Annotated in this window: 9 protein-coding genes and 1 tRNA gene; 3 read left to right on the top strand and 7 right to left on the bottom strand. The window is 37.1% G+C overall.

Annotated elements, in window-relative coordinates; all coding sequences use genetic code 11:
- Positions 1-3 precede the first annotated feature (3 nt).
- A complete protein-coding gene (locus AB3G38_RS09475; RefSeq protein WP_367868244.1) occupies positions 4-951 on the top strand; it encodes a glycerophosphodiester phosphodiesterase family protein in 948 nt (315 codons plus the stop codon).
- Positions 952-1,409: 458 nt separating this feature from the next.
- Positions 1,410-1,862, top strand: coding sequence for a nuclear transport factor 2 family protein (locus AB3G38_RS09470; protein WP_367868243.1), 453 nt, complete (start codon positions 1,410-1,412; stop codon positions 1,860-1,862).
- A gap of 6 nt (positions 1,863-1,868) precedes the next feature.
- Here AB3G38_RS09470 and AB3G38_RS09465 read toward each other — a convergent pair whose 3' ends face one another.
- The 4 genes from AB3G38_RS09465 to AB3G38_RS09450 all read right to left on the bottom strand — a co-directional run bounded on the left by AB3G38_RS09465 (position 1,869) and on the right by AB3G38_RS09450 (position 5,893).
- Positions 1,869-3,014: a hypothetical protein gene (locus AB3G38_RS09465; protein WP_367868242.1), complete on the bottom strand. Its 1,146-nt coding sequence runs from the start codon at positions 3,012-3,014 to the stop codon at positions 1,869-1,871.
- An 869-nt stretch (positions 3,015-3,883) separates the two neighbouring features.
- Positions 3,884-3,957, bottom strand: a tRNA-Arg gene (locus AB3G38_RS09460).
- Between the two features lie 70 nt (positions 3,958-4,027).
- A complete protein-coding gene (locus tag AB3G38_RS09455; RefSeq protein ID WP_367868241.1) occupies positions 4,028-5,419 on the bottom strand; it encodes an exonuclease domain-containing protein in 1,392 nt (463 codons plus the stop codon).
- Between the two features lie 66 nt (positions 5,420-5,485).
- A complete protein-coding gene (locus AB3G38_RS09450; RefSeq protein WP_367868240.1) occupies positions 5,486-5,893 on the bottom strand; it encodes an OsmC family protein in 408 nt (135 codons plus the stop codon).
- 123 nt (positions 5,894-6,016) lie between these two features.
- Between AB3G38_RS09450 and AB3G38_RS09445 the strand changes: the two genes are divergently transcribed.
- Positions 6,017-6,262: a hypothetical protein gene (locus tag AB3G38_RS09445; RefSeq protein ID WP_367868239.1), complete on the top strand. Its 246-nt coding sequence runs from the start codon at positions 6,017-6,019 to the stop codon at positions 6,260-6,262.
- 9 nt (positions 6,263-6,271) lie between these two features.
- On the opposite strand, the gene AB3G38_RS09440 is transcribed toward AB3G38_RS09445, so the two are convergent.
- From AB3G38_RS09440 to yidC, 3 genes are all read right to left on the bottom strand, one after another.
- Positions 6,272-7,510 (bottom strand): nucleoside recognition domain-containing protein, encoded by a 1,239-nt coding sequence (locus tag AB3G38_RS09440; RefSeq protein WP_068396322.1) that lies wholly within the window; start codon positions 7,508-7,510, stop codon positions 6,272-6,274.
- A gap of 90 nt (positions 7,511-7,600) precedes the next feature.
- Positions 7,601-10,441, bottom strand: a complete 2,841-nt coding sequence (locus AB3G38_RS09435) for an alpha/beta hydrolase family protein (RefSeq protein ID WP_367868238.1) — start codon at positions 10,439-10,441, stop codon at positions 7,601-7,603.
- A gap of 178 nt (positions 10,442-10,619) precedes the next feature.
- The gene (gene yidC / locus AB3G38_RS09430; RefSeq protein WP_367868237.1) at positions 10,620-12,422 is read right to left on the bottom strand and encodes a membrane protein insertase YidC; all 1,803 of its coding nucleotides are present in this window, start codon (positions 12,420-12,422) and stop codon (positions 10,620-10,622) included.
- Positions 12,423-12,439: the final 17 nt, after the last annotated feature.

Raw genomic sequence — 12,439 nt, 5'->3', positions numbered from 1 at the left:
GAAATGAAAATATTATCAAAATTGGGCATGGTTTTATGCCTTTTGACCTCAGTGTTGACAATTTTCTCTGCTTCCGGACAGCAAAAAGCAATTCGGCCGGAAGAGCTTATGGAACAGTTCAGGCACCCTTCAGCTCAACGTGTTTTAGTGGTTGCACACAGAGGGGATTGGCGTAATGCTCCTGAAAATTCAATTAAGGCAGTGGAGTATGCCATGAAAGCTGGAGTTGATATTGTAGAGATTGATGTACAGATGACCAAAGATAAACAGCTGGTTGTTATTCATGATTCATCTATTGACAGAACGACTACCGGAAAAGGAAAGGTTTGTGATTTGCTGCTGGACTCTATCCGAAAGGTTAATTTGAAGAATGGGGCTGGTATGCCTACAAGGTATAAGATGTCTTCTTTGAAAGAAATGATGCTGGCTGTAAAAGGAAAGCCGGTATTGGTAAATATTGATAAGGCCTGGGACATGATTCCCGAAACCTACAAAGTATTAAAGGAGACCAATACTGTTAACCAGGCTATTTTCAAAGGTAACCGTTCTTTTAAAGAACTCCGTTCGTCAATAGGGAGCTTAGTAGACAGTATTGTTTATATGCCTATGGTTTGGCCTTCTGATTATAACATTCATAAGCCTGCTGAAACAGAAGGACCGGTTAGTTTCACCAAAGCGTATATTAAGGAATTTAATCCTGTTGCTTTTGAAGTGATTTATAATACTGAAAACTCGCCCGTACTGGAAGCAATTAAACTTATGAAAGAAAAAGGGATAACTGTTTGGGTGAATACCTTATGGCCAGAATTATGTGCCGGGCATGATGATGAAGCAGCAACCGATAATGCAGCTGCAAATTGGGGCTGGGTAATTGCTCATGGGGCAAATGTAATTCAGACGGACAGGCCTGCTGAGCTTTTAAAGTATCTGAAAATTAAAGGGCTCAGATAAGATGCTGCAAGCTCAACAACAGGCATCAGATGATCTAAGAATTCGTAAGCTGGAAAAAATTGGGTATCATTTTTAGAATTTCCCTTTTTATAAACAGATCAACTTTATTATTTAGAATAAAGTTGATCTGTTATTAGTTTGTTTCCTATGCTAATAGTTCCTTAATATTGTTTTTCCATATTGTGAATGTTGTAAAATTGACTAAAGCAGATGGATCTGTAAGTCTTTGGTTTAACCTCAAACCCGATAGAACTTGTAACTGGGTTTTAGTATAGTACAACCTCTACAGTATTACACCAGAATCAAAGGAACAGACAGGTTAATATGAAGATTAATTACCTGTCCTGAATGGAAAGTTTATTTGAAAAATGAAAGACTGACCGGATTAATCATTTCCATAAGTTCATATGATCCAGATCATAAAAATTGGATAGTTATATGCTTAAGTTTGAGTAATTATGAAAAAATATATCCTTCCTTTTGTATTTACAGTATTGTTGATGAGCACCATAAATTTGGCGCAAGCTCAGCAACATGCATCAGATGATCTAAAAATTCGTGAGCTGGAAAAAACCTGGACAGCATTTTTAGATAAAAATGATACTATTGCACTCAAAAATATCTGGACGGAAGAATATGTTGTAAATAATGCAAATGGAAAAATAGTTACCAGAAAGCAAATTTTAAATATTCTCAAAGGAGGACATGTATTTTCTAAGGTGGACAGAAATATTGAACGGATTACATTTAATGGTAATATTGCTGTTGTTATGGGGGCCGAAACTGAGTTTCAAAAGGCAGATGGCGAAAAATCAGCTAAGCAGCTTAAAAGACGATTTACTAATATCTGGGTAAAAAAAGATAACGATTGGAAACTGGTTGCAAGGCAGGCCACACCGGTTAATTTCTAGTAATGTTTAGTCAGGCTTGACAGATTCTTTTTTATTCCCTTTTATCCAATTGCATATATCATAAATAACTTCTTCATAAACGTATATGCTATGCTTCAATAAATTTCTCCTTTTCAAATTATATTGAATAAAATCACTTTTTTTAAAGTCAGCGGGTTTTATAGAGATTTTGATAGGTATAAATAGCTGCTCGTATATGGACTCCCGGCCCAAAACAAAAATATTTGATCTGAAAAAATAAAGTGAAAATGAAAAGAGTAATGATATACCTGGAAATAACATCCAGAAGAACAGGAGTATTCCACAAAAATACAAAAGCCAGTCAACTGGTAAATTGAAATTTATTTTTGACAGTATAGCACTCAAAAAAAGGCATAGAAGAAATAGTTTGTTTGAATTGCGTGCAAAAATGACTAGTGCAATATGCAGTGCATGAATGACCCTCCATATACTGGATAACCCAGCAAAAAATAACTTAATTTCATCCCAGCGATCTATAACTATTAGCATAGATAAATCATTTTTTAACTTTTCAACTGAAATCTTTTCAATTAAATTATCAATAATGTCTGGTAACAAGTCAAATTTCCGTTTTAAGTACTTTTTAAAATATGGAACAAATAAGTAGTTTCCTAAAACGATGAAAATACCGGTTAAACTTACTACATAAATATATAGGTGTTTGTCCTGATAAAGTACTACTATAAATATCATCAAGATGAGAATCCAAAAGAGTCCAAGTATGGCTAAGGCACTTATGGGGATTAATTTTAGGTAGGGCTCCAGGTTATCGATTAACTTTCCTTTTTTTGGATGGAGAAATGGTGTTGCCATAGTTATCAGTTCAAATTTCTCATTTGCAATATCAATCTCCCTGAGGGCATACATAGCTATATTTCCACCATGACTATGAGCAAAAATTATCTTTCTATCGTTTGGATGATCAATCGTTTGCTGCTTTAACTTTTCAGCCAAGGCTAAAGATGCAGAAATACGTGATTGATGTGAGTTTTTGCCTGACCAGTTAAATTCATTAATTAGAATATCATCCCCTAAATGTAGTCTTAGTTGGTTGCAAAAAGCTGAATTTTCTAATGTCCATGGGGCATCTTTTGCAAATGTTCCATGTATTAAGGTTATACAGTACGACATTTATATGTTTTCTTTATAGACTAACGCTCCTAACTTTATCTAATTTTTTAAATAGAATATACTACCTGGTCAAATATGAGATTAATCTAGCTTAGAAACCACTACTCAGGATTCCTCACAATAGAAATACCATTTGCTATATTTCCCATGGTTAATTCCCTTTGAAATTTACCCGTTAAACTTCCCATAATAAATATCTTTTCACCAATGTAAGCCATTAGCGTTAAAGATTATCCTGATGCGTAAAAAATGTCCGCAATTGTCCGCAGCTGTCTGCAATTGTCCGCAGTTGTCCATGGGTTAGTCAAATGGAAAATTATAATTTCATTAATCTTCAACTAGTTATGGTTTGGTTGTGCCTGAGTGATGGTCGGGATGACACCAGGTTGAGAACGGGCTGTAAGCATGTCGAGTCCATGTTGTTTCAACTAGTTGTTTTGACTTGGACTTGCCATGCTCTCACGTTACTTTAGCATTGCTCTTACCCTAACGAGTACTCAGGCAATACTCAGGCAGTACCCGGACGATATAGCTTTATGATTTAGCTATTTTGAATTTATTTACGAACAGCCCGGCCTTGTTTCCCCTATGTCATTACCATGCAAATTGAAAGCTTTCAGCCCAACTTCCAGAGGCATAAGAGCATCGGTGACAGCAAAGATTTTCTGTTTAGCTTGTCAAAATTTATGCTTAAAAAGAGCCTGCTCCACAAGTTTATGATTTGATCCCGAAAATGTTTATATTCTTATTTAATCATATTGATTTTTAAGGAGTTAGTAAGGATTAATTTGTTGTATCAAAAACCTTTTTATACAAAAAAAGGCAACGTCTGGAGCAACGTCGCCTTTAATTAAGAGATAAATCTCCTGTACACCCAATAGGATTCGAACCTATGACCTACGGTTTAGAAAACCGTTGCTCTATCCAGCTGAGCTATGGATGCATTTCCCCTTGTTAGGGACGACAAAGGTAAGATTAAAGTACTTTAAACGCAAATCTATTTTAAAATAATTCTAGAATTGTATAGATTTTGAGATCTCAATCCTTTGCTGAGGATGCGATTCTGCATGAGCAAGAATCAAATTTAATATATAATCATTTGAAGTATAAGGAACTATACAAGATTTTAGATTTTCCAGATCAGTGATGTCACTATGAAAAGAAATGTAGCCCATCCCGTAAAATTTACCCTCTTCGACCCATAAACAGCTCTTTTCTTCCTTATTTCTACCCGAATCTATTAAAGCAAAGGAGGGAAGTGCTACTTTTAAATGAGTAATAGCCTCATCAACTCTGGCATTATACGCTGCCGGATCTTCTATTCCCAGGCAAGCGCCATTACAATTCCCTTTTTCATGCGCAGTACAGGCCAGTCTGTTCTTCTGAATAAAACATAACTTTTCACATAGCTTATGCTCGTTGATCATTCCCCGTAACATACTTTGTCCAGACAGCAAGCTGTTAAAAGTATATAAAGCATGGCTGTTTTTCTTATATTTATCAATACCTAAACGGATATACCCCTTCTGGTCTTCGAAATCGTATAAAGCATATTTCTGTTCAAAACGCTTTAAAGCCCTGTTTTTTTCTGGCCAGTGTTTCTGTATTTCTGAAGCTTCCAGAATCAGCGCCATTAACTCCGTGCCGCAAATCGTGAAATCCACCTCATGAATTTCCTTAAGGAAATCCTGTCTTTGCCTGTTAATCTTATTTCCGGAGAAATGAGAACATACTCTCTTCTTTATATTTATAGCTTTGCCCACATAGATAATCTTTCCTTTTTGATCTTTGAAATAGTACACTCCGGGCTGATCAGGTAAAGCATCAATACTATCTCTTGATAAATTAGGCGGCAATACTTGTTCTTTGGAACTTTTGATTAAAGAAAGCGGAATAGCTCCCTCGGTATCTTTGTCCAATAGAAGCTTTAGCAATAAAGCAGTGGCTGCAGCATCACCACCAGCACGGTGACGGTCATTTAGTGGGATACCAAGACAAGCGCAGAGCTTACCCAAACTATAAGAAGAAAGTCCGGGAATGATTTTTCTGCTCATTCTTACCGTACACAGTTTTTTAGATTGCAACACAAATCCCGACTGTGCAAGCTGGTGCCTTACAAATGAAAAATCGAAGTTTACATTGTGTGCTACAAAAATCTTATCCTTTAAAAGTTCATAAATTTGAGGAGCTACTTGTTCAAACAGGGGAGCACTGCTAACCATCTCCTCACTGATACCAGTTAAGGTTTGTATATAGATCGGTATATCCTGCTGAGGATTAATCAATGTTTCAAAGCGATCTGTAACTTTTGAACCATCATGAATCAGAATAGAAATTTCCGTGATCCCATTACCGGCGGCAAAACCACCGGTAGTTTCAATATCGACTACTGCGTATTTCAACATTTATTAAGCTATAGGTATATACAAATATGCTAATAAATTTAGTAAAATAGCAGGTTATTCAAAAATTTATGCCAAACTTGTTTCTATTTGTATAGGATTGCTCAACATTTTATGAATAGGGCATTTATCTGCGATTTGCATTAACCTGGTTAATTCTGCCTCAGACAGGTCCCCGCCAAATTCAATTTTGCGCGTAATCCTGGTTGTAGCAGACATGTCCTGCTCATTACAGATAGCCAAATGGATTTTAATGGTATCCAGCGCCATTTCTTTCCGGTCTGCATACATTCTGATTGTAATTGCAGTACAGCTCCCTAAACTGGCTAAAAGCAGTGCACCAGGATTCATCCCTTCGTCAGTTCCGCCAACATCGGCAGGCTCGTCCGCATAAATAAAATGTCCGCCTGCGTAAACTTTCGTCAGGTAATGTGAACGGTCCAATTCGGTAACTGCGGTGATTTGTTTCTTATCCATAAGTTTTTTTGTGGTTAAATTTAAGCTTAAAATAAACAGGAACTTAACAGAAAAATGTTGCCGGCTTAAAATTAGTTAAACATTTGATAACCATATTTGTTATCATTCACTAACTAACCAATTATGAACATGTTAAGTAACTATCTCAACTTCCAGTTTGATGTACAAGGCAAACCTGTCAGTGGTTTTTGCCTGCAGATTCAAGATGATTTTCACGAAACCTATGCTGTTATAGTGGAAGGTTATCATTCATTCTGCATCTGGCTTGATCAATCTTCCTCTACCTGGCGTTCCTCCAGATATACAAGTGTGGAACCAGGAGTACTGGAAAAAATCATCAACTATCTCAACAGTCATAAATCGGCCTGATTTTAAAGGTTAATGGAAAAATAAATAAGCTACAAACACAGCTGCAATGATTCCGGCTAAATCTGCAATTAAACCAAAAGGAATTGCATAACGTGTACGCTTAATACCTACTGAACCAAAATACAGTGCTACAATATAAAAAGTAGTATCCGCTGAGCCATTAAAAACACAAGCTAAACGGCCTACAAATGAATCAGGACCAAAAGTCTTCATCGTATCTACCATCATTGCTTTTGCACCGCTTCCGCTCAGTGGTTTAATCAGTGCTGTTGGCAGGGCAGGCGTAAAGTCTGTATTCACTCCCAGGTGTACAAAACACCAGGTAAAACCATCAACAATATAACCCAGTACCCCGGAATTTCGCAATACACCAATTGCAACCAGCATTCCTACCAAATAAGGAATAATCGTAATACAGGTAGTGAAACCATTTTTGGCTCCCTCAATAAAGGCATCATATACATTCACCTTTTTACGGACAGCACCCAGAATAAAAGCAATAATAATGGAGAAAAGGATAAAATTAGAAGCTACCCTGGAAACCACCTCGATCTGTTCCTTAGTCAGGTAGTTTGTGAAATAATAGATCATTCCAACTAAAAATACCGTAATACCACCTAGCCAGGAAATGACTACGGTATTGAACAAGTTAATCTTTTGTTTAATAGCAACAGCTACCAGGCCCACCAAAGTGGCCACATAGGTTGCAATCATACAAGGAATAAATATATCTGCCGGATCTGCTGCACCCAGAATCGCTCTCTGAGCCATAATACTGAGTGGAATCAGGGTAAGACCTGAAGTATGCAACACTAAAAACATAATCTGCGCATTGCTGGCAGTATCTTTATCAGGATTAATTTCCTGTAAACTTTGCATCGCCTTTAAGCCAAAAGGAGTAGCGGCATTATCCAGACCCAGTAAATTGGCAGAAAAGTTCATCACCATATGCCCGGTAGCAGGATGGTTTTTTGGTACTTCAGGAAAGATACGGCTAAAGAAAGGGCCGATAATACGGGACAGAAAATTGATAGCCCCTGCTTTTTCACCGATATTCATAATGCCCAGCCATAAGGTCATAATACCCACCAGCGGCAGGGCAATATCCATGACACCAACCTTTGCAGATTCGAAGGTACCATCCACAATCAGTTTGAATATTTCTGTATCACCGAAAAATATTAATCTGATCAGTGCAACAACGAATGCAATAAGAAAAAACGCAATCCATAGATAATTTAATGCCATATTTTAGTTTGAAGCCATGAATGTAAAAAAAAAGGATCTGTATTCATCAGAATACAGATCCTTTTTTATCATCAAAACGAATAATATGGATTAAGGCTTCTCGTCGGTCAGCTCAAAGCCCCATGTTTTACCTTTTTCAGTAGCAGGTATTCCACCAGTCATCCAAACCGGTGCTTTGGCACCTTTCAGGTAATAATCAAAAAACTGCTGTTCGCGGATTTGAATATCTTTTCTGTTTTGGCGAAGTACTAAATTATGCGCTTCATTGTTGTAATTTAATAACCAGGCTGGTTTACCCAATCTTTTCAAACCAGTAAACATCTCGATTCCCTGGTACCATGGTACGGCTCCGTCTGCATCATTAGACATGATGACTACAGGAGTAGTCACCTTTGGCAAAGAGAAAAGTGGTGAGTTTTCGATATACAATTCTGGTTTTTCCCATAAAGTTGCACCAATTCGGCTTTGTGTTTTCTCATACTGAAATTGTCTGTTCATTCCAGATTCCCAGCGGATACCACCATAAGCGGAAGTCATGTTAACTACAGGTGCACCAGCCCATGCAGCTGCATACATATTCGTTGCTGTAATTAAGTGTGCAACCTGGTAACCACCCCAGCTTTGACCCTGGATACCGATTTTTGTTCCATCAACCCAACTGTTCTTTTTCAACGCTTCTACACCTGAATTGATATATTCTTCAGCAGATTTTCCCGGATATCCTTTTTCATAACTAATATCTGGTGCAAATACCAAATAACCATTGCTTACAAAGAATGAAATATTCAATCTTGATGGAGTAGGAGCAGGAGCCTGGTAATTGTAAAGTCCGTCTGTTAGTTTCTCATAGAAATAAGCGATCACCGGATATTTTTTAGCCGGGTCAAAATTCTCCGGTTTATACAAAATACCTTCTGCTTTATAGCCCTTTGGTGTAGTCCATTTTACTAATTCTGCTGTTCCCCAGTTATAATTCTGTTGCTGCGGATTAGTATTGCTTAATTTAGTTTCAGTTTTTAAATCAACAGATACATAAACATTAGGTGAAGCCGTATAGCTTGCTTTATCATAAATAAAGCGTTCAGCTGATTTTGCTTTAACTAATGGAGAGTATTTAAATTTAGCCATCACTACGAGCTCCGGGTTTTTAGTATCACCAGCTTTCGTTTTATAGAATCCTTTTTCTTTAGTGATATGATTATAAGCACTCAACCACATCTCATCTTTTTTGCTGATGAATTGTGCAGCAGTATCTAGGTTTTCATAACGGAAAGTAATACCACTTTGTCTTCCAAATCCATTAGTCATGTTTTTTGGTGCAGATTTTCCATCTGGTGTGAAACTCCAGATATCATATTTATCGTAAATTAATAGCTGTTTATCTTCTTCAGTCCATCCTGCAATACCATAAACTTTTGGAGCATCAGGCATGTCGTTATCTTCGTCAGCAAACTTTACAGTGGTATTGGTATTTAATGCGATAGTTTTAGCTGTAGCTACGGTATAAGCAGACCATATTCCTGTTTTATTATTGTAGGAAAGTACATAATTTCCACCTGGAGAAACAGAGGCCTGACCATCTAAAGCTGATATAACTTTCTTTCTTGTACCCGTTTTAGTGTCAACAAGATAATAATCTTTGAGCGTTGTACCTGTCCATTGTGTTTGTAAGCGGTTTCCGTAATCTATAGAAGCCAGTGCAAAATTAGCATCACCTTCTTTAACGATACTTGCCTCAGTAAGTTTAACATCTGTTAAAGGAACTATTTTAGGGTCGCTGCTAAAGATGTCAATGACCGAAAGATAACTTCTCTTAGCCTCTTTATCTGCATTTTTCAGCTGAATAGGCTGCAGATAGTCATCCTTATATCCCCAGATGTCCAGTTTAGCATGTTCAAAATCTACCAGTGTTGTATCTTTTTCTTTTTTAATTGGAGCGATGCCAAAAAACAGCTTATTTCCGTCCTTACTGAAAGCCAGTTTTCCGTCTCCGCTAACAGACCATTTAGCAGGCATACCGTCAATTTCATAATCTACTAAAGCTTGCGCAGTATCCAGTGTAAGCGTATTAAAGTAAATGCTGTAATCTTTGATCTCTTTTTTCTCCGGAGAAGTTTCACCTAAAAAGGCTACCTGCTCACTCGCCTCATCGAAGATGAAGCCCTTGAAATTACCTTTAGCACTAACCAGTGTTTTAATGGTTCCTTTTTCAGTATTCAATAAAAATACACCAGGTTTTGCTGTTTTATCTTTCTTGGATCCAACGCAATTATAAACCAGTTGTTTACCGTTTTTACTGAATTCATATTCGGTAACATATTTAAAAGTTCTTTCAGTACCGGTTAACAGGTTTCTTAAAACCAGGTCAGAACCAGCTTTATTAGCCGCATCTTTTTTTTCATCCTTCGCTAAGAAATCATTTGCGTCGTCTTCTTTTTCTTCAGCAGCAGACTTAGCTTTCTTAGTGGTATCTAAAAGGGCTTCTTTCTGATAAGCCAGGTAATTTCCTTCATTTGCAGGTATTTTGAATGATTTTATTCTGGGTACTTTAAGGATGGCAGCAGTACTCAGGTTGACAAATCCTAAAGAATCTTTAGTCATTTCATCCGCTTTTTTCTTTTTAATCTTTTCCTGGCGTGTAGTCGCAAATAAAGGTTTAATTAAAAAAGCAGCGAACTTTGAGTCTGCACTAAACATTAGTCTTTCACCTCTTGGTATATGTATTTTAGTGGTATTTGTCAGGTTGTTCAGATACAGGCTGGCATCGCCTTCTTGTTTAACGATGGAATAAGCAGCCCATTGCCCGTTGTCTGATAACTGTTTAACGCCGGTATTTTCCCATGAATCATAGACCGTATGGTCTAATGGTTTTTTCTGGGCGAAGGCAGCACTCGCAAAGAATAAGAAAAGAAGAGTAAGGTTTTTCTGCATAATTGAGGGATTGGGATTTAAATTGAGCCTTAAAAATTGTAATTTTTTACCAATATATGCCAATTGTATATCAAATTTTACATAATTCCTAAACAGTGAGCTATTGCTAAATGGCATTAAAACAGAAATGGCCGCCTTTCTTAGAGAAAAGCGGCCATTTACTGAGATCTTTTGAATACTATTTATTCTTTTTTTCCTGTGTTTTAACTTGTTGTTGCTGACGCATGTAATCGTCTAAACGAGTCTGGAACTTAGATTTTTTCTTTTGCTCTTCAGGTTTCTTTTTGTTTTCCTTCAGAATATTGTGAATTTTCTCATCGTTAACCATTGACTTGATCAGGAACTGCTGACCAAAAGTTAGCATATTCGCCAGGAAGTAATAGTAGTTCAAACCAGCAGGGTAGCTGTTCAGTACACCCAGGAATACAACCGGCATAATATAACCGATGTATTTCATTTGTCCGGTAGCACCCGATACCTGGTTATTGAAATAAGTATAAATCAAGGTAGAGATGGTCATCAATACACACATTAAACTTAAGTGGTCACCAATAAATGGAATTGTAAATCCAAATTTAATGAAGTCATCATAAGTTGAAAGGTCATGCATCCATAAGAAACTCTGGCCTCTTAATTCGAATAAATTCGGAAAGAAGAAGAAGAAAGCCATTACGATAGGTAACTGAAGCAGCATCGGTAAACAACCGCCCAGTGGATTTACACCCACCTGTTTATACAGCTTAAGATATTCCTGTTGTAATAAAGTAGCATTGTCTTCACCTACTTTGGCTTTAATCTCATCCATTTCTGGTTTTAAGATTCTCATTTTAGCCATAGAGATATAAGACTTGTAAGTCAATGGTGACAATACAACTTTTAAGGCAATAGTTAAGACTAAGATAATCAGACCATAGTTCCAGCCAAAGCTCTCCAGGAAGTTAAATACTGGCAATACAACAAATCTGTTGATGTATTTCAATGGCCAGTAACCCATTTCTACCAGTTTCTCAATTTCTTGTCCCTGAGCTTTCAGTACTTTGAACTGATTGGTTCCGAAATAGAACTTCATCTTGTAATTCTGTGCATCAAGCTGGTTGAAAGGAAGATTTACTTTTGCAGCATATCCCTTTACATGACCTGGTTCAGTCAGTATTCTTACCGCAAGGTTAACCTTGTTGAAAGGATCAGCAGGAATCAGTACCGCTGAGAAAAAGTGCTGCTTGAAAGCAATCCACTCAATTTTAGCTTTAGACAAATTCTCTGTTTCATCTTTAGCAATGCTCAGGTGATCAGGATTTTTATCTGCATACTTGTAATAAGGTGCAGAATATTGCTGCTCGTTTTTCAACGATTTTTCCTGTTGAAGTAATACCGTTTCCCAGTCCAGTGAGATACTATCTCTCTGAATAACCTGGTTCATCCCTTTTAAGTTGATGTTAAAACCAACGTTATGAGATTTAGGCTGTAAATCATAAACAAACTCAATGTATTTATCTGCGCTGTAATTAGCGCGCATCACCATTGCATTAGCTGTTTTTGTTGCTGTAAAATAAAGATCATTGGTCTTTACCAATTTACCGCCAACGTTTAAGGTTAAGCCGAAAATGTTTTCGTCACCATCAAACAATACAACCGGTTTATCAAGGTAAGTTTTTTCACCTTTTACTTCTACAGCTTTAATTTTACCACCTTTATTAGTGAAAGTTAATTTTAAAGCTTCATTTTCCAATACACTTGTAGTAGCTGTACCAGAAATATTAGTCCCGAAAGGACCTTTCAGCGCTGCTGAGTCTAATTGCGGAGCTGGTGCATTTTCAGCAAGAGCAGCAGGTGCATGTTTAACACCAGCTTTACTAGCGGAATCAAGAGAGATCCGCTCCCGTTCTTTCTTCATTTCAGCCTCACTTGGCTTGAAGAAATAGAAGGAACCCGCCAAAACGATCATGATCAGGAACAATCCTGTGAATGTATTTTTATCCATTATTGTTATTTAAACGC

Source organism: Pedobacter sp. WC2423 (genome assembly GCF_040822065.1).
Taxonomy (GTDB): domain Bacteria; phylum Bacteroidota; class Bacteroidia; order Sphingobacteriales; family Sphingobacteriaceae; genus Pedobacter.
Note: the sequence above shows the minus strand (reverse complement) of the source record. Positions and strands in the feature narration are given on the sequence as shown.

Coding starts and splice junctions, on each gene's coding strand:
- AB3G38_RS09475 (WP_367868244.1), top strand. CDS start 4: ATGAAAATATTATCAAAATTGGGCATGGTTTTATGCCTTTTGACCTCA.
- AB3G38_RS09470 (WP_367868243.1), top strand. CDS start 1,410: ATGAAAAAATATATCCTTCCTTTTGTATTTACAGTATTGTTGATGAGC.
- AB3G38_RS09465 (WP_367868242.1), bottom strand. CDS start 3,014: ATGTCGTACTGTATAACCTTAATACATGGAACATTTGCAAAAGATGCC.
- AB3G38_RS09455 (WP_367868241.1), bottom strand. CDS start 5,419: ATGTTGAAATACGCAGTAGTCGATATTGAAACTACCGGTGGTTTTGCC.
- AB3G38_RS09450 (WP_367868240.1), bottom strand. CDS start 5,893: ATGGATAAGAAACAAATCACCGCAGTTACCGAATTGGACCGTTCACAT.
- AB3G38_RS09445 (WP_367868239.1), top strand. CDS start 6,017: ATGAACATGTTAAGTAACTATCTCAACTTCCAGTTTGATGTACAAGGC.
- AB3G38_RS09440 (WP_068396322.1), bottom strand. CDS start 7,510: ATGGCATTAAATTATCTATGGATTGCGTTTTTTCTTATTGCATTCGTT.
- AB3G38_RS09435 (WP_367868238.1), bottom strand. CDS start 10,441: ATGCAGAAAAACCTTACTCTTCTTTTCTTATTCTTTGCGAGTGCTGCC.
- yidC (WP_367868237.1), bottom strand. CDS start 12,422: ATGGATAAAAATACATTCACAGGATTGTTCCTGATCATGATCGTTTTG.